Consider the following 22005-nt stretch of genomic DNA (forward strand, 5'->3'; position numbering starts at 1 on the left):
TCGCGCGGCCTTTTTCGTGTCTGGACGTCAACCTCGCCGACGGCGGGCTGCGACGCCTGGGGCCCGCCTGCCGGCGAGCTCCAGGCGCAGGATGACTAGCGGTCCTTCTCGATACCGCCGACGGCGGCCTGGGCCGCGGCCAGACGGGCGATCGGCACCCGGAACGGCGAGCAGCTGACATAGTCGAGACCGACGCTCTCGCAGAACTCGATCGAGGCCGGGTCGCCGCCATGCTCGCCGCAGATGCCGAGCTTGACGTTCGGGCGGGCCGCGCGGCCGCGCTCGGCGGCCAGGCGGATCAGATCGCCCACGCCTTCCTGGTCGAGGCTGACGAAGGGGTCTTTTTCGAAGATGCCCTTCTCTAGATACGCGCCCAGGAACCGGCCCGAGTCGTCGCGGCTGATGCCGAAGGTGGTCTGGGTCAGGTCGTTGGTGCCGAACGAGAAGAACTCGGCGTTCTGCGCCAGATCGCCGGCGCGGATGGCGGCGCGGGGCAGCTCGACCATGGTGCCGACCTGATACTCGATCTCGCGGCCGCGTTCCTTGAGCACCGCCTGGGCGGTCTTGTCGGTCAGCTGGCGCAGGTAGCGCATCTCTTCGCCCTTGGCGACCAGCGGGTGCATGATCTCGGGGATCGGCGCGGCCTTGCCGCTCTCGGCGATCTCGCAGGCCGCCTCGAAGATGGCGCGGACCTGCATCTCGTAGATCTCGGGATACGAGACGGCCAGGCGGCAGCCGCGGTGGCCGAGCATGGGGTTGGTCTCGTGCAGCTCCTTGGCGCGGCGCATGAGCTTGGCGGCGTCGATGCCGGTGGCGTCGGCGACGGCCTGGAGGTCGGCCTCGGTGTGCGGCAGGAACTCGTGCAGCGGCGGGTCGAGCAGTCGGATGGTGACCGGCAGCCCTTCCATGATCGTGAACAGCTCGACGAAGTCGTTGCGCTGCATCGGCAGGATCTTGGCCAGCGCGTTGCGGCGGCCGGCCTCGTCGTCGGCGAGGATCATCTCGCGCACGGCGGCGATGCGGTCCTCGTCGAAGAACATGTGCTCGGTGCGGCAGAGACCGATGCCTTCGGCCCCGAACTGACGGGCGGTGCGCGCGTCGAGCGGGGTTTCGGCGTTGGCGCGGACCTTCAGGCGGCGGGCCTTGTCGGCCCACTCCATCAGGGCGGCGAAGTCGCCGGTCAGCTCGGGCTCGATCATCTGAACGGCGCCAGCCAGGATCTCGCCGCGCGAACCGTCGATGGTCAGGATGTCGCCGGCCTTGAAGACGCGGCTGCGGACGCGCAGCTCGCCGGCCTTGCCGTCGATCTGCAGTTCGCCGGCGCCGGAGACGCAGGGACGGCCCATGCCGCGGGCGACCACGGCGGCGTGGCTGGTCATGCCGCCGCGCGCGGTGACGATGCCGCGGGCCGCATGCATGCCGTGGATGTCTTCCGGGCTGGTCTCGTCGCGAACGAGGATGACCGCCTCGCCCGCCGAACCGAGACGCTCGGCCTCGTCGGAGTTGAAGACGATCTTGCCGGTGGCCGCGCCGGGCGAGGCCGGCAGGCCAGTGGTGACCACGTCGCGCGGGCTGGCCGGATCGATGGTCGGGTGCAGCAGCTGGTCGAGGCTGGCGGGTTCGACCCGCATGATCGCCTCTTGCTGGGTGATCAGCCCCTCGCTGGCCAGGTCCACCGCGATCTTCAGCGCCGCCTTGGCGGTGCGCTTTCCGTTGCGGGTCTGCAGCATGTAGAGCTGGCCCTGCTCGACCGTGAACTCGATGTCCTGCATGTCGCGATAGTGCTTCTCGAGCTTCTCGACGACGGCCTTGAACTGGGTGAAGACCTCGGGCAGCGCCTCTTCCATGGAGAGGGCCTTCTCACCCATCTCCTCGCGGGCGATCTTGGTCAGGGCCTGCGGCGTGCGGATGCCGGCGACGACGTCCTCGCCCTGGGCGTTGATCAGGAACTCGCCGTAGAGGCGGGCCTCGCCGGTCGACGGATTGCGGGTGAAGGCCACGCCCGTGGCCGACGAGTCGCCCATGTTGCCGAACACCATCGACTGCACGTTGACGGCGGTGCCCCAGCTTTCCGGGATGTCGTGCATGCGGCGGTAGAACTTGGCGCGGTCGTTCATCCAGCTGGCGAACACGGCGCCGACGGCGCCCCAGAGTTGGGCGTGCGGGTCCTGCGGGAACGGCTGGCCCAGCTCCTGCTGGACGGCGGCCTTGTAGTCGGCGACGACCTTTTCCCAGTCCTCGGCGGTCAGGCCGGTGTCGACGGTGACGTCGAGACGTTCCTTATGCTCGTCGAGGATCTCTTCGAACATGTGGTGGTCGAGGTCGAGCACCACGGCCGAGTACATCTGGATGAAGCGGCGATAGCTGTCGAAGGCGAAGCGGCGATCGCCCGAGAGCTTGGCCAGGCCCTCGACGGTCTCGTCGTTGAGGCCAAGGTTGAGGACGGTGTCCATCATGCCCGGCATCGAGGCGCGGGCGCCCGAGCGGACCGAGACCAGCAGCGGATTGGCGGTGTCGCCGAACTTCTTGCCGGTGATCTTCTCGACCACGGCCAGGCCGGCCACGACCTGCTCCTTGAGCTCGGCCGGGTACTGCTTCTCGTTGGAATAGTAGTGGACGCAGGCCTCGGTCGTGATGGTGAAGCCGGGCGGCACCGGGAGGCCCAGAGACGACATCTCGGCCAGGTTCGCACCCTTCCCGCCGAGGAGGTTCTTCATCGAGGCGTCGCCATCAGCGCTGCCGCCCCCGAAGGAATAGACCCAGCGCGACTTGGTCAGCGTATCGGTCGACATTCCTAAGGCCTCCTTAGCCCGTCACTTGCGAGAAGTCCGCGACCCGCTCCATGAGGTCGCGAACCTGCACGAGAAGACGCAGGCGGTTCTCGCGTTCCGCCGCGTTTTCAGAATTCACTAGCACCGCCTCGAAGAAGGCGTCGACCGGCGCGCGCAGTCCCGAGAGGGCACGCATCGCGTCGGCGAAGTCTTCCTGCTGCAATGCCTGAGCCACAGCCGGCTCAGCGGCCTGGAGGGCGGCGATCAGGGCCCCCTCCTCCTTCGGCGCGGCCGGCATGCCGACGGCAGGGCCAGCCGGAAGCTCGCCCTTCTTCTCCTCGGCCTTGAGGATGTTGCCGGCGCGCTTGTAGCCGGCCAGCAGGTTCTGGCCGTCGGCGCCGGTCAGGAAGTGGTCGAGCGCCTCGACCCGGGCGACGATGCGCACGAGGTCGTCGTCGCCGAGCGCGAACACCGCGTCCACGAGGTCGTGGCGCTTGCCCTGGTCGCGCAGGGCGACCTTCAGGCGATCGGCCAGGAAGCCCAGGACTTCGTCGGCGACCACGCCGTACGGGCGGAACTGGTACTGGACCTCGCCTTCGGGCGGATCGCCGGCCGGAGCCGAGCGGTCGAAGCGGATGTCGAAGTCCTCGGTCGTCGAAACGACATAGGGCACGCCCTCGAGCAGCGCGTTCTCGAATTCCTCGACATAGGTCTCGAAGACTTCCGACGGCGAGCGGTAGGCCGGGCCCAGATAGCCGGTCGTGCGGCGGGTCGAGACGTAGAGGGCGCGGCCCGGATCGACGTAGCAGCGCAGCGACTTGTACCAGTCGGCGACCAGTTCGCGCACCGGCGCGCGGGCTTCCGACCCCAGCAGGATCCGGATGATACCGAGCGCGGCGCGGCGCAGCGCATAGGGGTCGCGCGAGCCGGTCGGCTTTTCGTCGATGGCGAAGAAGGCGACCAGGGTGTCGAGCTTCTCGGCGATGGCCACGGCCATGGTCACCGGGGTGTCCGGGGCCTCGTCCTTGGCGCCGACCGGGCGGTAGTGGTCGCGGATGGCGTCGGCGACGACCGGGCTGATCTTTTCCTCGCGGGCGTAATAGCCGCCCATCAGGCCCTGCAGTTCCGGGAACTCGCCGACCATGCCGGTGGCGAGGTCGGCCTTCGACAGGCGCGCGGCCAACACGGCCTTGGCGACATCGGCGCCGACGCGCGGCGCGATGGCCTTAGCCAGCAGCTCCAGGCGTTCGACGCGTTCGGCCAGGGTGCCGAGCTTGGCGTGGAAGGTGACGCCGGAGAGCTTGGTCAGGCGATCTTCCAGGGTGACCTTGCGGTCCTCATCCCAGAAGAAGCGGGCGTCGTTCAGGCGCGCCGACAGCACCTTGGCGTTGCCGCGGGCGATTTCCTTGCCGCCGTCGGCCGCCTCGATGTTGGCGACGGTCAGGAAGTTCGGCGCCAGCTTGCGGCCGCCATTGCCGTTTCCACGGCTGGGATCGGAGACGGCGAAGTACTTCTGGTGCGTACGCATCGAGGTGCGGATCACCTCGGGCGGCAGGTCCAGGAAGGCCGGATCCATGTCGCCGAGCACCGGGGTCGGCCATTCGGCCAGGCCGGCGACCTCGTCCAGCAGCCCGTCGTCGTCGACCAGTTCCAGGTTGCGCGCGAAGCACAGGGTGCGCGCGCCGTCCATGATGCGGTCCTTGCGCTCCTCGGGGTCGAGGATCACGAAGTGGGCGGCCAGCTTGTCGCGGTAGCTGTCGAAGTCCTTCACCTTGAAGGGCTTGCCGGAGCCCATGAAGCGATGGCCTTCGGTGACATCGCCGGACTCGACGCCATCCACGTTGAGCGGCACCACGGCGCCGTCGAACAGGAAGACGATGCGCTTCAGCGGCCGCACCCAGCGCAGCGTGCCGCGGCCCCAGGTCATCGACTTGGGCCACGGGAAGTTGCGGATCACGTGATCGAGGATCTCGGCGGCGATCTCGGCGGTCGGGCGGCCCTTACGATGGATATGGGCGAACCAGACGCCGTCCTTTTCCGTGAGCTGGTCACGGGTCAGGCCGGTCGAGCGCAGGAAGCCGTCGATGGCGGCGTCGGGCGAGCCGACGCGCGGGCCCTTGCGCTCCTCGTGGCGGTCGCCCTGAGCTTCCGGCAGCCCCTCGGCCACCAGGGTCAGGCGGCGCGGGCCGGAAAAGGTCTTCAGACCTTCGGGCAGCAGGCCCTGCTCGGCCAGCCGCTCGCGGAACATGCGGTCGAGGTCGCGCGCGGCCTGCACCTGCATGCGCGCGGGAATCTCTTCGGAGAACAGTTCGATCAGAAGCTGGGGCATCAGTTAGCTCCGGCCTCAAGCGGTTGCGGGGAGAACAACTCCGCCGACTGAGCGCGTTGAGCCGCATTGGCGCGAGCGGTGAGCGCTCGCGTTGTGAAATGGCCGTAGAGCTTGCCGCCCTTCGAATACTGCCAGTCGGAGATCGCCGTCTCATCGACGTCGACTTGGTCGCCCAGCTTCAGGGCGCCCAGATCGTACGGCTCATTGGCGAGTTCTCCGGTCACTTTGCCGTCGGCCCGGCCGATGACGTTCACCCAGATGTTCTCGGTGGCGCCGCCGCGAGTCTCGAAGGCCGCCTTGACAGCATAGTCGCCGTAGCCGGCCGGCTTGGCGTCGAACTTCGCCCAGAACACTGGCAACGACTTGCGGGCTTCGGCCGACGCCGCAGTGAGGGCCGCGTCCTGCTCCTTGGAGAAGATGACCTCTTGCTCTGGCGACCGCGCCGTCTCCCGCGCGCACGCAGATAGAACCGGACCGACGGATGCCGCAATGGCGACGAGAGTCGTAAGGACAGCGCGTTTCACGCGTTGCCGCCTTCGTTTTCGACCCACGCCTCGGCGCACATCTTGGTCAGGTCGCGGATGCGGCCGATGTAGCTCTGGCGCTCGGCCACGGCGATCGCGCCGCGGGCGTCCATCAGGTTGAACAGGTGGCTGGCCTTGAGCACGTGGTCGTAGGCCGGCAGCACGGTGCGCTGGCCCTGCGGACCGCGGCCGTCGAGGATGCGCGGCACCTGGCGTTCCATGTCCTCGAACTGACGCTTCAGAGTGTCGACGTCATAGAGGTGGAAATTGGCTTCCGACTGCTGGCGCTCGTTCTCCAGGAACACGTCGCCGTAGGTCATCGGCAGCGGGCCGTCTGGATCGTTGAACGCCAGGTCGGTGAAGTGATCGACGTTCTGCAGGTACATGGCCAGGCGTTCGAGCCCGTAGGTGAGCTCGCCGGCCACCGGCCAGACGTCCAGGCCGCCGACCTGCTGGAAATAGGTGAATTGGGTGACTTCCATCCCGTCGCACCAGACTTCCCAGCCCAGGCCCCAGGCGCCGACGGTGGGGTTTTCCCAATCGTCTTCCACAAACCGGATGTCATGCAGGCGGGTGTCGAGGCCGATCGCCTCCAGGCTGCCCAGATAGAGCTCCTGCAGGTTCTCCGGGTTCGGCTTCAGGATCACCTGATACTGGTAGTAGTGCTGCAGCCGGTTCGGGTTCTCGCCATAGCGGCCGTCGGCCGGGCGGCGCGAGGGCTGCACGTAGGCCGCGCGCCAGGGCTTGGGGCCCAGAGCGCGAAGCACCGTAGCCGGATGAAGCGTACCCGCCCCTACCTCGACATCGTGAGGCTGCAGAATCACGCAGCCCTGGCGGCTCCAATAGTCATGCAGCTTCAGGATAAGACCCTGAAACGAAAGCGGCTTATCAGCTGGCATTGGCAGGGGTTTCGCAGGCGCAAAAAAAGTCGGCGGACCATAGGGCCCGCCGACCTTCGCTTCAAGGCGGAATGCCTTGTTCTAATTGCCGCGCGGCGTGGTCGCCCGTCCGGCGCGGGACAGCGGTTTGAACTTCGCCCTGTTCTCGGGCGTGTCGGCCACAGGTCCATTGGTCACCGCATTGCTGGCGACGGTCGCCGAGGCAGGCACGCCCTGCGCCGAGGCGTCGGCGCTGGCTGGCGGCATCGCCGCAGCGTCGTTGTCGGGCGCCATCATCGGCGCCGCGTCGCCCGGCGGGTTGACGCTGGTGTCGGGCGTAGTGGCCGAAGCGTCGGCTCCAGGCGCGGTCATCGCGCCGGAATGCTGCTGACCCGCCGCAGCAGCGGGCTTGGCTTTCTTCGCGCCTTCACCGGCGTGGGCGGCGCCGCCGATCAGGGCCAGAGCGGCTGCGGCTGTGAGCAGGGTTTTCATGGTCATCGTCATCGCCTCCGAATGATCCACCTGGCCCCCGCCACCAGGTTGCGTCCCGTTCTAGCGCTCGGCGCCGCGCTTTTGTTCCGCTCCAAACCGCAGGCCCGACGGGCGCAAACGCCCGCTGGAGCGCCAATTCGCCTGAAATTTGGGCGCCGCACCCCCGTTCTGCACAGCAATCGTGCCTCCCGCGCCTTTTCATTGATCAGAAGTTACCGGGCGCCGTTCCGCGGGCCGCGCGTCGATAGCGTCGCCCTTAGCCGTCGGAGGGGGGATGCCAGCCGCATCTTCCGGCGGATGCGGGACAAATCGAACGCGCGCCCCCCGGCTGGGGACGCGCAGGAGCAGGCGATGAAACTGATCATAGCGGTCGTCAAACCCTTCAAGCTGGACGACGTGCGCGAAGCGCTCGTGGGCGCCGGCATCGAAGGCCTGACGGTCTCCGAGGTGAAGGGCTACGGCCGCCAAAAGGGCCAGACGGAGATCTACCGGGGCGCCGAGTACCAGGTGAACTTCGTGCCCAAGGTCAAGCTGGAGGCCGTGGTCGACGACGCGGCGGCCGACAAGGCCGTCGAGGCCATCAAGGGCGCCGCCGCCACCGGCAAGATCGGCGACGGGAAGATCTTCGTCCTCAACGTCGAGGACGCTGTGCGCATTCGAACCGGCGAGACCGGCACGGCGGCGCTGTGACGCGCGCCGAACTCATCGGGACAAGGGGATAACGACAATGAACACAACGAGATTCAACAAGCTGGCGGGCCTGGCGCTCGCCGCCGCGCTGGCGGGCGGCGCGCTCGCCCCGGCGTTCGCGCAGGAGGCTGCTCCGGCCGCCCCCGCCGCAGCCGAGGCGGCGGCGCCCGTCGCCGCTGCGCCAGAGGCCGCGCCCGAAGCGGCGCCCGCGCCGGCCGAGGCCGCGCCCGCCGAAGCCCCGGCCGCAGAGCCGACCCTCGACACCGGCGACACCGCCTGGGTGCTGACCTCCACCGCCCTGGTCCTGATGATGACCATCCCGGGCCTGGCGCTGTTCTACGGCGGCATGGTCCGCCGCAAGAACGTCATCGCGACGGTCGCCCAGTCGTTCGCCATCACCGCCGTCATCTCGGTGGTCTGGATGGTCGCCGGCTACTCGCTGGCCTTCAGCACCAACTCGAACGAGGGCCTCAACGCGGTCATCGGCGGGCTGGGGAACGCGTTCCTCTCGGGCGTGACCATGGAGAGCACGAACGGCCTGGCCGCCACGATCCCGGAATCGGTGTTCGTGATGTTCCAGATGACCTTCGCGATCATCACCCCGGCGCTGATCGCCGGCGCCTACGCCGAGCGCATCAAGTTCTCGGCCATGCTGGTGTTCACCGTGCTCTGGTCCCTGCTGGTCTACGCGCCCACCGCCCACGCGGTCTGGGGCGGCGGCTTCCTGGGCGGCGACGGCGTCCTCGACTTCGCCGGCGGTACGGTCGTCCACATCAACGCCGGTGTCGCGGGCCTGGTCTGCGCGCTCGTGCTCGGCCGCCGCAAGGGCTACGGCAGCGAGAACATGGCGCCGCATAACCTGGTGCTGACCATGATCGGCGCCAGCCTGCTGTGGGTCGGCTGGTTCGGCTTCAACGCCGGCTCGGCTGTCGGCGCCAACTCGCTGGCCGGCGTGGCCATGCTGAACACCCAGGTCGCCACCGCCGCGGCCGCCATCGCCTGGATGCTGATCGAGTGGGTCGAGCGCAAGAAGCCCGGCATGCTGGGCCTCGCCTCCGGCGCCGTGGCCGGCCTGGTGGCCATCACGCCCGCCGCCGGCTTCGTGAACCCGCAAGGCGCGCTGATCATCGGCCTGCTCGGCGGCGCCGGCGGCTACTTCGGCGCGGTGTGGCTGAAGCGCCTGCTGAAGTACGACGACAGCCTGGACGCCTTCGGCGTGCACGGCATCGCGGGCATCGTCGGCGCTCTGCTGACCGGCGTCCTGGCCGACCCGAAGGTCAACAGCCTGGGCGAAGGCGCGAGCCTGATGACCCAAGCCTGGGGCGTCGGCGTCACCATCGCCTTCACCGCCGTGGCCACGTTCCTGATCCTGATGGTCGTGAAGTACACGATCGGCCTGCGGGTCAGCGACGAAGCCGAGGTCGAAGGCCTGGACATGTCGCAGCACGGCGAAGCCCTGCACGACTAGATCGCCTCAAACGGGGGGATGGGAACGGGGGGCCTTCGGGTCCCCCGTTTTCGTTTCGGCGCGTGGGGATCAGGCGTCCGGCCAGGGGCCGCCAAGGCGACAGCGGACGGTCCACCAGTCCGGGCGCAGCGCGGCCACGCGGGCGGCCAGGGCGTCAGCCTCGATGTCGCTGGCGCAGATGGCGAAGCAGGTCGCGCCCGAGCCGGACATCCTGGCGATCAGGGTCTCACGCTCTTCGGCCAGGGTGGCCAGCACGTCGCCAACCTCGGGCGCCAGGCCGATAGCCGGGGCCTGGAGATCGTTGCTCATCATGCCGAGCCAGGCGGCCAGCTCCTCGACGCTCTCGAAGGCGGCCGGCATCGGCGGCGGCTCGACGTCGCCGAAGTCGCCCAGGGCGTCGAAGGCGCGGTAGACGGCCGGGGTCGAGACCTCGACCCGCGGATTGACCAGCACCGCCTCGATGGTCGGCAACTGCGGCGCCGGGGTCAGCAGCTCTCCCCGCCCCTGCGCCAGCACCGGCCGGCCCCAGAGGCAGGCCGCGCCGTCGGCGCCCAGCGAGGCGGCGATCGCCTCAAGCGCGTCATCGTCGACCTGAACGCCCAGCGCGGTGCGCAGCAGCCGCAGCGCCGCGCCAGCGTCGCTGGAACCGCCGCCGAGGCCCGCGGCCACCGGCAGCAGCTTTTCCAGCGAAAGCCCGACCAGCGGCTGGGGGCCGCGGGCGCGGGCCAGCAGGGCGCGGGCGGCGCGCAGCACGAGGTTGTCGCCCTCGCCCGCCAGCATGCCGCCGAACGGGCCGTGGACGCGAACCGACAGGACGTCGGCTTCGTGCAGCACGACGCGGTCGCCGACATCGGCGAAGGCCATCAGGCTGCAGAGCGGATGGTAGCCGTCAGCGCCCGGCGCGCCGACGTGCAGGAACAGGTTGATCTTCGCCGGAGCGAAGGCGATCGGGCTCATCGGCTACTGGCCGGCGATGCGCGGCGCGGCGGACGGGCCCTTCGGTCCCTGGCCCGAGGCGAGCTTGGCCTCGACGTCGGCCTTGATCTTCGGATCGGGATCCAGGGTCAGCACGCGCCGCCACTGGTACTCGGCCTCGATGCGGCGGCCGACGCGCCAGTAGGCGTCGCCGAGGTGATTGTTGATCTCCGGATCGCCGGCTTCCAGCTCGACCGCCTGCTCCAGCAGGTCGACGGACTTCTTGTAGTCGCCAAGCCGGTAGTGCGCCCAGCCGAGGGAATCGATCATCGCCCCCGACTGCGGGTTGGCGGCCACCGCCCGCTCGACCATGCCCAGGGCCTCGGCCAGGCGCTCGCCGCGGTCGATCCAGGTGTAGCCGAGATAGTTGAGCAGTTCCGGCTCGTCGGGGCGCAGCTCCAGCGCCGCCTTGAGGTCGCGCTCGCCTTCGGGCCAATGACCGGCGCGCTCGTAGGCGACGCCGCGCATGTAGAGCAGGCGCCAGTCGGCGGTGGAGTTGGCGTCGATCAAGCCGCTCAGCACCTGGGCGGAGTCGTCGTAGCGCTCGTTGGCGCGCAGCAGGTCGGCGTAGGTGAGCTTGGCCTCGGCGTCGCCGCTGGCGGCGGCCTCCTGGGCCATCTTCAGCGCCACGTCGGACTGCTTGGCGTTCTGGTAGCTCCAGGCCAGCTTGCTGCGCGCGGCGCTGTAGTCGTTCGAGCCGGGCTTGGGCCTGGCGTAGGCCGCGCGGGCGCCGTTGACGTCGCCAGCCGCCTCCATGATGTCGCCGACCATCAACCAGGCGGTGTCGCGGCCGGGATCGAGCCGCAGGGCCAGGCGGAGGTAGGCCAGGCCGAGCTGCTCCTGCTTGGCGGCCAGCATGGTCGCGGCCGGGGCGACCAGCACCTGGGCCGCGCCCTGGCGCAGGTTCGGCGCGGCCGGAGCCGACTTGCCCGCGGCGGCGCGCGCGCGGGCGCTGATCAGGTTCTCGTTGTTCGGCTGGACGGCCAACGAGCGGTCATAGAGCGCGACCGCGTCGGCGCGGCGATTGCGGCGCTCCAGGAAGGCGCCATAGGCCTGGACGGCGATGTCGCCGGGGGCGTCGCCGCCGGTCAGAGCCTTGTAGTCGGTCTCGGCCTCGTCGTAGCGGCGGGCGCGCTCGAAGAGCCAGGCCTGGCCGAGCTGGCCGAAGTAGTCGACGACGCGGTCGCCGCGCATCTCGGGGCGCACGAGCGAGCCTTCGGTGTCGCCGGCCATGGCCGCGGCCCAGGGGGCGAGCAGCGCGGCCGCGCCGCGATGCGGAAAGCCGATGGCGTCGCCGGAGAGCGCAGCCTGCGCCTCCTTGCCTTTGCCCTGCGCCATCAGTTCGACGGCGACGACCAGCTGACCGAGCCGCTTGGTGGCCTCGGAGGCGTCGGCGCCGTTGGGCGCCAGCACGGCGGCTTTCGGAATGTCGCCGGCCAGCACGGCGGCGGTGAAGGCGCGGTCACGGAGCAGGTCGCTGGAGCCGCCCTCGAGCTCGGCGCGCTCGAAGTAGGCGGCGGCCTCGGCGCCGGCCCCGTCGTTGAGCGCCCCCTGCCCGGCCAGGAAGGATCCGTAGGCCGAGCCGCCCATGCCGTCATTGACGGGCGGCGTCCAGGCGACGTCCTGGGGCGCGGCGGTGGCGCAAGCGGTGACGAGAAGCAGCGGAGCGAGGGCGACAAGCAGACGGCGCATGCGTGCGAAACTCGGCGCTTTCGCGGGCGAGTTCAAGGCGTGGTCGACGAACTCAGGTGAAATCGCGAGCCCAAAGAAAGAAGGGGGCCGCGAGGGCCCCCTTCGGTCTCTTACATGTTCGGGTAATTGGGCCCGTCGCCGCCCTGCGGCGTCGTCCAGTTGATGTTCTGCGACGGATCCTTGATGTCGCAGGTTTTGCAGTGGACGCAGTTCTGGAAGTTGATCTGGAACTTCGGATTGTTCCCCGCCTCGTCGTACAGCACCTCGTAGACGCCGGCCGGGCAGAACAGGCGCGCTGGCTCTCCGAACCGCGGCAGGTTCACGTTCACCGGGATGCTCGGATCCTTGAGCTTCAGGTGCGCGGGCTGGTTCTCGTCGTGGTTGGTCGACGACAGGAACACCGACGACAGCTTGTCGAAGCTGAACACGTTGTCCGGCTTCGGATAGACGATCGGCTTGTAGTCCTTGGCCAGGCCCGTCGATTCCGCATCGGTCTTTCCGTGCTTCACCGTGCCCCACGGCGACCAGCCGCCGAAGATGTTGGCGATCATGGCGTCGGCGGCGCCGAGCCCGATGCCGGGGATGGTGCCGAACTTCGACCACAGCGGCTTGAAGTTACGGACCGCCCACAGCTCCTTGTGGATCCAGGACTTCTTGTAGGCGTCCTCGTAGCCCGAGAGCTCGTCGCTCGAGCGACCGCCCTGGATGGCTTCGAAGGCGGCCTCGGCGGCCATCATGCCGCTCTTGACCGCGTTGTGGCTGCCCTTGATGCGCGGGACGTTGACCATGCCGGCCGAGCAGCCGAGCAGCACGCCGCCCGGGAAGTAGAGCTGCGGCAGCGACTGCGAGCCGCCCTCGGTGATGGCGCGGGCGCCGTAGGCGACGCGCTTGCCGCCTTCCAGGTAGCCGCGGATGGTCGGGTGGGTCTTGAAGCGCTGGAACTCATCGAAGGGCGAGATCCACGGGTTCTTGTAGTTCAGGTGCACGACGAAGCCGATGGCCACGTAGTTGTCCCCGAAGTGGTACATGAACGAGCCGCCGCCGGTGGCGTTGTCGAGCGGCCAGCCGAAGGTGTGCTGGGTGAGGCCCGGCTCGAAGTTCTCGTCCGGCACCTGCCAGAGTTCCTTGATGCCGATGCCGAACTTCTGGGCGTCGCGGCCGTTGGTGAGGCCGAAGCGGGCCTGAAGCTGCTTGGCCAGCGAACCGCGGACGCCTTCGCCGATGAAGGTGTACTTGGCGTGCAGTTCGATCCCGGGCTGGTAGTCAGGGCCGTGGTTGCCGTCCTTGTCGACGCCGAACACGCCGGCGACGACGCCCTTCACCGAGCCGTCTTCATTGTAGACGACTTCCGAGGCGGCCATGCCCGGATAGATCTCGACGCCGAGCGCCTCGGCGTGGGTGGCCAGGGCGCGGCAGACGTTGCCGAGCGAGGCGATGTAGTTGCCGTGGTTCAGCATCCACTTCGGGAAGGGCAGCCAGGAGACGTCCAGGTCGCCGTTCGGGCCGAGGATCACGAACTTGTCGCGGGTGACCTTGGTCTCCAGCGGAATGCCGAGTTCCTTCCAGTTGGGCAGCAGCTCGTTGATGCCCTTGGGATCGATCACCGCACCCGAGAGGATGTGGGCGCCGACTTCCGAGCCCTTCTCGAGCACCGCCACCGAGACCTCTGTCCCAGCGGCTTCGGCCAACTGCTTGAGGCGAATGGCCGCCGACAGCCCCGAGGGCCCGGCGCCGACGATCACGACGTCGTATTCCATCGCTTCGCGTTCAATCGTATCAGTGGCGATGGTCTCGCTCATGATCCCCGTAACTCCCAAAAGGCCGCGCCGGGGTTCCCCTCCCCCTTGTTTCACGCGGCGTTGATCCGTCGGGCGACTTATCCGAAGCTTGTACAAGGGCGGTCAAGCGCGAACTCGGCTATAGACGCTCTTTAAAGAGTACCATGAGCCAAGCCGTGCCCTTCGATCGTGTCGCCGAAAGCCTCCTCGCCTTCTGGGCGGAAGCGGGCGTCGACGCCATGCTGCATGATACGCCCATCGATCGGATTGAGGCGGGCAAGTTCGTGCCCCCCAAGCCGCCAGAGAAGAAGCCGCTTGCCGCGCCGCCTACGCCGGTGCGCGCCGGGACCGGTGCGGACGTCGCCAGCGCGATCGCCCAGGCGCGGCAGCTGGCCGCGGCCGCGCAGGACCTCGAGGCGCTGAAGGCGGCGATCGCCGGATTCGACGGCTGCTCTCTTAAATTTGAAGGCGCGCGCCAGGCGGTGTTCGCGCGCGGCGCGGCCGACGCGCCGCTGCTGGTGATCGGCGAAGGTCCCGGCGCCGACGAAGACGCGCGCGGCGAGCCGTTCGTCGGCCGCGCAGGCCAGCTGCTGGACAAGATGCTGGCCGGCGCGGGCCTCAGCGGACGGGTGTTCATCACCAACACCGTGTTCTGGCGTCCGCCCGGCAATCGCACCCCCTCGGCGCAGGAACAGGCTGTCTGCCAACCGTTTCTGGAGCGCGCGATCGAACTGGTGTCGCCCAAGATGCTGCTGCTGGTGGGGGCGCCGTCGGCCAAGTCGATGCTCAAGCGCGACGAGGGCATCCTGTCGCTGCGCGGCCGCTGGTTCGAGTGGCGCTCGGAGGCCGGAAACCTGGAGTTGCCGGCCATGCCGACCCTGCATCCGGCCTTCCTGCTGCGCCAGCCCGCGGCCAAGAAGAAGGCCTGGAGCGACCTTCTGACCCTGACCGAACGGCTTGATCGCCCTGACCGTGGCGCTTAAGACTTAACCGTCACGAGAACTGAGGGTCACGTTGTCCGCGCGCAGAGGCGGCGACGTGGGGATCGCATGCGGGCACGCAAGGGCATGCGGATCGCGGTCTTGGCCATGATCTGCTCCGCCATCGCCGGAACGACGAACGCTGCGCCACAGGCCCTGAGCCCGTGGGACGCCAAGCGCTACGCCGCCGCGTTCGACGCCGTCGACCGCGGCGACTTCATCGACGCCGAAATGCAGACGTCCGAGATCAAGGATCGTTCCTTGGCCGGCCACCTGGCGTTCCGCCAGCTCATGCACCCGGGCGGGCACGTCGCGAGCTATGACGACCTGGCCAAGTGGCTGGACCAGTACAGCGACCTGCCCGGCGCCGAGCGAATCTACACCCTGGCCAGCAAACGCAAGCCGGCGATCGCCAAGCCCCTGAAGGCCCCCTTGCTGGCCGGCGCCGATTGGCGACGGGTCGAGATCACCGCCCAGGGGATTTCCGGCAAGGCTCCGGCCGACCGCACCCGCAAGGCGCGCGAGGCCTTCTATTCGGGCGACGTGCAGACCGCGATGGATCTGGCCCCCGCCGTGGGCGAGCGCTGGATCGCCGGCCTGGCCGCCTATCGCCTCAAGAACTACGCCGTCGCCCAGACCTTCTTCAGCCAGGTCGCCCGCGACGAAGAAGAAGACCCGTGGCTGCGCTCGGGCGCGGCTTACTGGGCCGCGCGCTCGCTGGAGCAGACCGGCGACACGACCCGCGCCCAGGGCTTCCTGAAGCTGGCCGCGCGCCACCCGACGACCTTCTACGGCATGATCGCCGAGCGCCGTGTGCGGCTGGAGGCGCTGGATCGCGTCTCTGAAGCCCCGCCCCTGCCGCCGCTTGTCACCCGGGAGATCGTGCCGGCGACCTTCGCCTCCGCGCCCAGCGCGCACCTGACCCCGTTCATCCGCGACGACGCCCGCGCCCACCGCGCGACGGCGCTGGCCCAGATCGGGATGCCGGTCGAGGCCGGGCTGGAGCTGCGGGCGGGCCTGGCGATGGCCAAGACCGAAGCCGACCGCTCGCAGTGGATGTCGCTGATACTGGCGCTGAACGCGCCGCTGACGTCGGACGCCGACGTCGCCGCCTCGCTGCCGGCCGCCCGCTCGTTCGCCGAGCCTGACTATCCGACCCCGGTCCTGGAACCGAAGTCCGGCTTCACCATCGACCGGGCGCTGGTCTATGCGATCGTCCGGCAGGAAAGCCGCTTCAACCCGCAGGCGGTCTCGCCGGCCGGGGCGGTCGGGCTGATGCAGGTGATGCCGGAAGCGGCCGCCCGCGCCGCCGGCGACGACAAGCTGAAGGCGGACATGAGCCCGATGTTCGACCCGGCGTTCAACCTGCGCGTCGGACAGGACTATGTGACCTGGCTTATGGAGCGCGGCGTCGGCTACGACATCCTGCGCACGGTGGCGGCCTATAACGGCGGCCCCGGCACGCTGCTGAAGACGGCCAAGATGGTCGGCGACGAGGGCGACAGCCTGATGGTGATCGAGAGCCTGCCGAGCCAGGAAACCCGCAACTACGTCGAGAAGGTGATGGCGGGCTACTGGACCTATCGCAAGAAGTTCGGCCTCGACACCAAGACCCTCGACGCCCTGGCCCAGGGCGCGCGCTCGGTCGACGCCCGGCTCGACCGCTAGCTGAGGACCGGCGCGCGGCCGACGCGGCGGCGCAGGGCGGCCAGATCGTCCACGCCGTCCAGCCCTTGCGTCCGCGCCAGCACGCCGGCCAGCTTTGGCCCGGTCAGGCGTTCGAGGAGGCCAGGTTCGCGCGCGACCAGCAGGGCGGTCCCGCCGCCCTCCTCCAGACGCCGCCGCACGCTCTCGTCCCAGCCCGGCCGCAGGCGCAGCGACAGCGGCAGCGCCAGCACATAGTCGCCCCGGGCCCGGCGCAGGGCCGCGGCGAAGCCGGTGACGAGGTCGGCCCCGGCGTCTTCGCAGATCGCCACGGCTGCGTCGGTCGAACCGCCGTCGACGACCAGCACCTCGCGCACCAGACCGTCGACCGCAGCCGGCACCAGGGCCGCCAGCAGCGCGGCGAGATCGCGGTCGGAATCGGCCGAGGTGACGACGACGGAAATCATGCCCATCAAAGGTGACGCTTCGCGGCCTGCGTCAACATTGTTCTTGTTTTGTTCGCGCCCAATGCTATGCTCGCCGCTGTGAGCACTTTCACCCAGCAGATCACTGTTCGCGGCCGCGGGGCGCGGTCCAACGCCAGCGGCCGGTTCGAGAGCCAGGCCCGCGAGGCGTTCGATGACGGCTGGACAGTGGAGGACGCCGAGCCCCAGCAGCTGAAGACCACGCTGAGCCCGGAGAACGCCCGCACGATCATCAGCAAGAACGACAGCCCGGACGTCGGCTTCTCCCGCTCGATCAATCCCTATCGCGGCTGCGAGCACGGCTGCATCTACTGCTACGCCCGCCCGGCGCACGCCTATATGGGACTGTCGCCCGGGCTCGATTTCGAGAGCCGGCTGTTCTTCAAGCCGGACGCGGCGCAGCTGCTGGAGAAGGAACTCTCCTCGCCTCGCTACCGGCCGGAGTTCATCCACATCGGCGGCAACACCGACCCCTATCAGCCGGTCGAACGGACCACGCGGATCACCCGCGGCGTGCTGGAGGTGATGCTCCGCTTCGGACACCCCTGCTCGATCATCACCAAGTCGGCGCTGATCCTGCGCGACCTCGACGTGCTGGCCGCCATGGGCCGGCGCAACCTCTGCCGGGTGGCGATCTCGGTCACCAGCCTGGACCGCAGGCTGGCGCGCAGCATGGAGCCGCGGGCGGCGACGCCCGAGCGGCGGATCGGCGCGATCAAGGCGCTGGCCGACGCCGGCGTGCCGGTGGTGGTGATGTTCGCGCCGGCGATCCCCAGCCTCAACGACCACGAAATGGAGGCGGTGCTGGAACGGGCCGCCGAGGCCGGGGCCAGGGGCGCCGGCTATGTCGCCCTGCGGCTGCCGCGCGAGATCAAGGATCTGTTCCGCGAATGGCTGGAGACCGACCATCCCGACCGGGCGCGGCGGGTGATGTCGCTGGTGCGCCAGATGCGCGGCGGACGCGACTACGATCCCGAATGGGGCAAGCGCATGCGCGGCGAAGGTCCGATCGCCGAACTGATGTCGCAGCGCTTCCACGCGGCCAAGAAGCGCTTTGGCCTGGACGAGAAACTGCCAGCCCTCGACCTGTCGCAGTTCAAGGTTCCAGCGAAGGCGGGCGATCAGGGCGATCTGTTCGGGGGCTGATCCTGGCCGCACGCCCACCGAGCAGTTTGCCCGGGCGCCGCTTAAGCTATAGCTTGTTTTCGCAAGGCGCGTGGGGAAAGTGCATGAGCAAAGCAACGACAACCAAGGCGCCGGAGCCGCTGGCGCGCACCGTCCTGGCCAGCCAATGGGGGCTTTTGGCCGCCGAGCTCATGTTCAGTCTCGCCTGCCTGATGGAGCTGGGCGCTCTGCGCCAGTATTCAGACGCAACGCCTGATCTGCCCTATGAAGACGCGCCGCTGGGCGACGCCGTCAATCTGTTGGTCGGCGTCAGCGGCGTCGCCTACACGCTGGTTTATCTCGTCGCCGGCTTTCTCACCTTGAAGTGGATCTACCGGGTCAATCTGAACGCCTCCCTCCTCGCGCCCAGCAAGGAGGTCAGGCCAGCGTGGGCGGTCGGATGGTACTTCATCCCCTTCGCCGCCCTCTACATGCCGTTCAAGGCCATGCGCGAAACCTGGCAGATCAGCCAGTCGCCGCAAGGGTGGCGAAACGTCGAGACGCCGCCCCTGCTGCGCTGGTGGTGGGGCCTGTTCATCCTCAACGGGCTGCTCGGCAACATCAGCACTCGGCTGAGTTTCTCGGCGAAGTCCGTCGACGAAGTCGCAAGCAGCAACCAGTTCAACGTTCTGACGAGCATCGTTGCGGTCGCGCTGATCCTGGTCCTGATGGCTGTGGTCCGCCGGGTGACCGAGGTCCAAAGTCAGGCTCTGAGCATCGCAGTGTTCACCGAGCGTGAGACGGGCGCGCCCGCTTTTGTCAGCGGCTGAACACCCCGACCAGCTCGACGTGGGGCGACCAGAGGAACTGGTCGACCGGTAGGACCCGCTCGAGGGTGAAGCCCGCGTCGATCAGGGTGCGGGCGTCGCGCACGAAGGTCGCCGGGTTGCAGGAGACGCCGATGGCGCGGGCCACGCCCGAGCGGGCGATCTCGGCCGACTGTTCGGCCGCGCCGGCCCGCGGTGGGTCGAAGACCACGGTATCGATGCGCTTCATCTCCTCGGCCAGCACCGGCCGGCGTGTCAGGTCGCGGGCCTCGGCGGTGATCCCATGCAGGCCCGGCGCCGTGGAGATCGCCGCGCTGAGCGCGCGCACGGCCGGGGCCGCGCCGTCGACGGCCAGGACGGGCGCGACCGCCGCGAGACGGAAGGTGAAGGTGCCGACGCCGCAGAACAGGTCGGCGATCCGCTCGGCGCCGGCGGCGGACTCGACGACCATCGCGGCCATCGCCGCCTCGGCCTCGGGCACCGCCTGCAGGAACGCCCCGGCCGGCAGAGCGACGGTCGCCGGCCCGATGCGGACGGTCGGCTGGCGGGCCATGTAGGCGACCTCGCCATCCATGGTGACGCGCGCGAAGTCGGCCTCCGCCGCGAACTCGGCCATGCGCATGCGCGCGTCAGCCGATAGCCCGCCGCTTTTGCGCTCGACGCCGCTGATGTCGATATCGAGGCCCGTGGAGGTCAGCGTCACGTGCAGGGTCGGCGCGGACTTCGGGTGCTCGAACAAAGGCGCGGCCAGCCGGCGCAGCGCCGGCAGCGCGGCCTCCAGGGCCGGATCGGCGATCGGACAGGCGCTGATGTCGACGACGTCCCACGACTTGCGGGTCTTGAAGCCGAGGCGCGCGGCGTCCTTCTTGCCCTGACGGGCGTGGAGCGCCAGGCGGCGACGGGTGTGCGGCTTGGCGGCGAAGGCCGGCAGGACCTCCGTCTCGATCCGTTCGCGCGCCAGGGTGCCGATCAGCCGCTCGACCTTCCAGGCCAGATAGGCCTCGTGTTCCCAGTGCTGCAGGGCGCAGCCGCCGCAGACGCCGAAGTGCGGGCACGGCGGGGTCACGCGCTGCAGGCTGGCGGCCAGGATCGCCTCGACCTCGCGGCGCTGCGGGCCGGCCGCCAGGCGCACGCGCTCGCCCGGCAGGGTGAACGGCGCATAGAGCGGACCGGCCGCAATGCCGTCGCCCTCGCCGCCTACAGCCTCGATCAGAACCTCGACCGGCGGACCGGACGGGGCTTCGGTGGGTCGGGCCCGATGAGGCCGGGGACGTCGCATGCTTGAAACTCGCCTGATGGCGCCGACCCCGCAATCCCAGGCGGGACAAGGCGTCAACGAAGATGAACGTACATGAACAGGCCACTCAAGCACCGTTCAGACTCGTTCAGCCAAGTTCCATAGCGCAGGCGGGGCTTCGGCGCCGCCTCCGAGTTTGAATGAAGGAGAAGCCGATGAAACGCGCTCTTGCTCTCGCCGCCGCCGGGATGATGGCCATCACCGTGCCCGCCGTGACGTTCCCGAGCGTCGCGTCGGCGCAATCCTACGACCCCTGCCGCGAGCAACAGCGCCAGAGCGCCAACAAGGGCACCATCGTCGGCGGCCTGGTCGGCGCGCTGGCCGGCGGCGGCGTCGCCGCCAAGGGCGCCAAGACCGAAGGCGCCGTTCTGGGCGGCGCGGTCGGCGCCGTGGCCGGCCACGAGATCGGCAAGCGCAACAGCAAGTGCAGCAACTATCGCCCTGCCCCTGCCCCGCGCCCGGCCGCCCGCACCAGCAGCAACTATCAGCGCAGCAGCTACAGCCAGCCCAGCAACTGCCGCTGGGTGCAGGACAACTACGGCGGCCGCAACCACAGCTACGAGGTCTGCCGGGGCCGTGACGGCGTCTGGCGTCCGAGCGGCCGCAGCTAAATCAAGAACAAGACCAACATCGCATCAGTCCCAAGAGGGGTAATCCGCAATGAACTTCCGTTCGACCTTCGCCAAGAGCGCACTTGCTGGCGTGGCCGGCGTCATGGCGCTCGGCTCGGCCGCCGCCATCCCCACCTTCGCGGCCGCCCAGTCGGCGCCGTACTACGGCAACAGCTACGGCAACACCTACTACGACCCCTGCCGTCGTGACTCGACCAACCGCGGCACGGTCGGCGCCCTGGTCGGCGGCGCGCTGGGCGCGGCGATCGGTTCGAACGCGGCGGCGCGCAACGCCCGCACCGAAGGCGCCCTGCTGGGCGGCGCGCTGGGCGCCCTGGGCGGCGCGGCGGTCGGCAAGAACTCGGCGGCTTGCGGCGGCACGGCCTATCGCGCCCCGCAGACCACCTACAACGGCTACTACGGCCAGCCGGCCGACAGCGGCTACTACGCCCGTTCGTACGACGACCGGCGCGACTACGACCGCGGCCAGCCTTATCGCGTGGTCGAGCGTCCGGCCGCCACCGACGGCTGCACCCTGGCCGAAAGCCCGATTTATCTGCCCGACGGCCGCACCCAGAAGCGTTTCGTCCGCGTCTGCCCCGACGCGAACGGGAACTTCCAGGTCGTCGACTAAGCCTCCCAAGGGGGAGCCCGTCGGCGTATTCGACGGACGGAAGCCGCTCGCGCCACCCCGCGCGGGCGGCTTCTCCTTTTTTGGATCAGGCCCTCTGGGCCCAGAGCAGGAACTCGAGGTTCCCGTCGCCGCCGGCGATCGGACTGTCGGCGGTCTCGCGAACGGCCCAGCGTGAGGCCGTCAGGAACGCCGCGACCTCGTCCAGCGCCCGGCGGCGCGCGGCCTCGTCCTTGACCAGCCCGCCCTTGCCGACGTGCTCGGGCCCGACCTCGAACTGCGGCTTCACCAGCGCGACAAGATCGGCGGCGCCGGCCGCGAGCGCCAGGGCCGCAGGCAGCGCCTTGGCCAGGCCGATGAAGCTGACGTCGGTGACGATGAGATCGGGGGCGACCGGGATCAGGCGCGGGTCGAGGTTGCGGGCGTCGACGCCCTCCAGTCCCACCACGCGCGGATCGCCCGCCAGCTTGGGATGCAGTTGTCCGCGCCCGACATCGACGGCGTAGACCCGCGCCGCGCCGCGCAGCAGGCAGACCTCGGTGAAGCCGCCGGTCGAGGCCCCGACGTCGACGACGGTGCGGCCTTCGACCTGCACCGGCCAGAGGTCCAGGGCGTGGACCAGTTTCAGCGCCCCGCGCCCGACATACGGGTGGGCGGCGACGGCGGCGATGTCCGCGGCCTCGTCGATCAGGTCTGAGGGCTTGGAAAGCACGCGGCCGGCGACGCTGACGCCGCCGGCCTCGATGGCGGCCCGGGCCTTCGCGCGGCTGTCGAACAGGCCCTGTTCGACCAGGACGACATCCGCGCGCTTCTTGCCCAAGCCTTGTCC

The 22005-nt window shown here is 69.4% G+C and carries 19 protein-coding genes; 8 read left to right on the forward strand and 11 right to left on the reverse strand.

All coding sequences use genetic code 11. From position 1 onward, the window contains the following. Window positions 1-95: 95 nt before the first annotated feature. From ppdK to ACSQ2H_RS12450, 5 genes are all read right to left on the reverse strand, one after another. Window positions 96-2792, reverse strand: a complete 2697-nt coding sequence (gene ppdK / locus ACSQ2H_RS12430; protein WP_436061700.1) for a pyruvate, phosphate dikinase — start codon at window positions 2790-2792, stop codon at window positions 96-98. A 13-nt stretch (window positions 2793-2805) separates the two neighbouring features. Further along, entirely contained in the window at window positions 2806-5100 is a 2295-nt protein-coding gene (glyS, locus tag ACSQ2H_RS12435; protein ID WP_436061701.1) for a glycine--tRNA ligase subunit beta, read from the reverse strand. Continuing rightward, entirely contained in the window at window positions 5100-5624 is a 525-nt protein-coding gene (locus ACSQ2H_RS12440) for a DUF2314 domain-containing protein (protein ID WP_436061702.1), read from the reverse strand. Before ACSQ2H_RS12440 ends, glyS begins: the two co-directional genes overlap by 1 nt. Beyond that, complete coding sequence (locus tag ACSQ2H_RS12445) at window positions 5621-6523, reverse strand: glycine--tRNA ligase subunit alpha (protein WP_436061703.1); 903 nt, start codon at window positions 6521-6523, stop codon at window positions 5621-5623. The genes ACSQ2H_RS12440 and ACSQ2H_RS12445 overlap by 4 nt, the downstream gene beginning before the upstream one ends. 81 nt (window positions 6524-6604) lie before the next feature. After that, on the reverse strand, window positions 6605-7000 hold the full coding sequence (locus tag ACSQ2H_RS12450; RefSeq protein WP_436061704.1) for a hypothetical protein: 396 nt from the start codon (window positions 6998-7000) through the stop codon (window positions 6605-6607). 345 nt (window positions 7001-7345) lie between these two features. On the opposite strand from ACSQ2H_RS12450, the gene ACSQ2H_RS12455 reads away from it, so the two are divergent. Both ACSQ2H_RS12455 and ACSQ2H_RS12460 read left to right on the forward strand, forming a co-directional pair. After that, window positions 7346-7684 (forward strand): P-II family nitrogen regulator, encoded by a 339-nt coding sequence (locus ACSQ2H_RS12455; protein WP_183769692.1) that lies wholly within the window; start codon window positions 7346-7348, stop codon window positions 7682-7684. Between the two features lie 37 nt (window positions 7685-7721). Next, the gene (locus ACSQ2H_RS12460) at window positions 7722-9152 is read left to right on the forward strand and encodes an ammonium transporter (RefSeq protein ID WP_436061705.1); all 1431 of its coding nucleotides are present in this window, start codon (window positions 7722-7724) and stop codon (window positions 9150-9152) included. Between the two features lie 69 nt (window positions 9153-9221). Here the strand turns inward: ACSQ2H_RS12460 and ACSQ2H_RS12465 are convergent, their stop codons facing one another. From ACSQ2H_RS12465 to ACSQ2H_RS12475, 3 genes are all read right to left on the reverse strand, one after another. After that, the gene (locus ACSQ2H_RS12465) at window positions 9222-10109 is read right to left on the reverse strand and encodes a 4-(cytidine 5'-diphospho)-2-C-methyl-D-erythritol kinase (RefSeq protein WP_436061706.1); all 888 of its coding nucleotides are present in this window, start codon (window positions 10107-10109) and stop codon (window positions 9222-9224) included. 3 nt (window positions 10110-10112) lie between these two features. Then, window positions 10113-11819, reverse strand: a complete 1707-nt coding sequence (locus ACSQ2H_RS12470) for a tetratricopeptide repeat protein (RefSeq protein ID WP_436061707.1) — start codon at window positions 11817-11819, stop codon at window positions 10113-10115. 110 nt (window positions 11820-11929) lie between these two features. After that, window positions 11930-13618, reverse strand: a complete 1689-nt coding sequence (locus ACSQ2H_RS12475) for an electron transfer flavoprotein-ubiquinone oxidoreductase (protein ID WP_436061708.1) — start codon at window positions 13616-13618, stop codon at window positions 11930-11932. A 143-nt stretch (window positions 13619-13761) separates the two neighbouring features. On the opposite strand from ACSQ2H_RS12475, the gene ACSQ2H_RS12480 reads away from it, so the two are divergent. Both ACSQ2H_RS12480 and ACSQ2H_RS12485 read left to right on the forward strand, forming a co-directional pair. Further along, window positions 13762-14580 carry a uracil-DNA glycosylase gene (locus ACSQ2H_RS12480; RefSeq protein WP_436061709.1) on the forward strand — a complete coding sequence of 273 codons (819 nt, stop codon included), beginning with the start codon at window positions 13762-13764 and terminating at the stop codon, window positions 14578-14580. A gap of 66 nt (window positions 14581-14646) precedes the next feature. After that, the gene (locus tag ACSQ2H_RS12485; RefSeq protein WP_436061710.1) at window positions 14647-16245 is read left to right on the forward strand and encodes a transglycosylase SLT domain-containing protein; all 1599 of its coding nucleotides are present in this window, start codon (window positions 14647-14649) and stop codon (window positions 16243-16245) included. Here ACSQ2H_RS12485 and ACSQ2H_RS12490 read toward each other — a convergent pair. Then, entirely contained in the window at window positions 16242-16694 is a 453-nt protein-coding gene (locus ACSQ2H_RS12490; protein WP_436061711.1) for a hypothetical protein, read from the reverse strand. The two genes, ACSQ2H_RS12485 and ACSQ2H_RS12490, sit on opposite strands and share 4 nt — an antisense overlap. Before the next feature lie 60 nt (window positions 16695-16754). On the opposite strand from ACSQ2H_RS12490, the gene ACSQ2H_RS12495 reads away from it, so the two are divergent. Next, on the forward strand, window positions 16755-17852 hold the full coding sequence (locus ACSQ2H_RS12495; protein WP_436061712.1) for a PA0069 family radical SAM protein: 1098 nt from the start codon (window positions 16755-16757) through the stop codon (window positions 17850-17852). Between the two features lie 53 nt (window positions 17853-17905). Beyond that, entirely contained in the window at window positions 17906-18640 is a 735-nt protein-coding gene (locus ACSQ2H_RS12500; RefSeq protein WP_436061713.1) for a DUF4328 domain-containing protein, read from the forward strand. Here the strand turns inward: ACSQ2H_RS12500 and ACSQ2H_RS12505 are convergent. Continuing rightward, window positions 18630-19916, reverse strand: a complete 1287-nt coding sequence (locus ACSQ2H_RS12505) for a class I SAM-dependent RNA methyltransferase (protein WP_436061714.1) — start codon at window positions 19914-19916, stop codon at window positions 18630-18632. The two genes, ACSQ2H_RS12500 and ACSQ2H_RS12505, sit on opposite strands and share 11 nt — an antisense overlap. 173 nt (window positions 19917-20089) lie before the next feature. Here ACSQ2H_RS12505 and ACSQ2H_RS12510 point away from each other — a divergent pair, with 173 nt between their 5' ends. Both ACSQ2H_RS12510 and ACSQ2H_RS12515 read left to right on the forward strand, forming a co-directional pair. Continuing rightward, window positions 20090-20545: a glycine zipper 2TM domain-containing protein gene (locus tag ACSQ2H_RS12510; RefSeq protein WP_436061715.1), complete on the forward strand. Its 456-nt coding sequence runs from the start codon at window positions 20090-20092 to the stop codon at window positions 20543-20545. A gap of 49 nt (window positions 20546-20594) precedes the next feature. Beyond that, entirely contained in the window at window positions 20595-21179 is a 585-nt protein-coding gene (locus ACSQ2H_RS12515; protein WP_436061716.1) for a hypothetical protein, read from the forward strand. Between the two features lie 85 nt (window positions 21180-21264). Here ACSQ2H_RS12515 and ACSQ2H_RS12520 read toward each other — a convergent pair whose 3' ends face one another. Beyond that, window positions 21265-21996, reverse strand: coding sequence for a TlyA family RNA methyltransferase (locus ACSQ2H_RS12520; RefSeq protein WP_436061717.1), 732 nt, complete (start codon window positions 21994-21996; stop codon window positions 21265-21267). Window positions 21997-22005: the final 9 nt, after the last annotated feature.

Origin of the sequence: Phenylobacterium sp. LjRoot97, from assembly GCF_964254345.1 — a bacterium.
Taxonomy (GTDB): domain Bacteria; phylum Pseudomonadota; class Alphaproteobacteria; order Caulobacterales; family Caulobacteraceae; genus Phenylobacterium.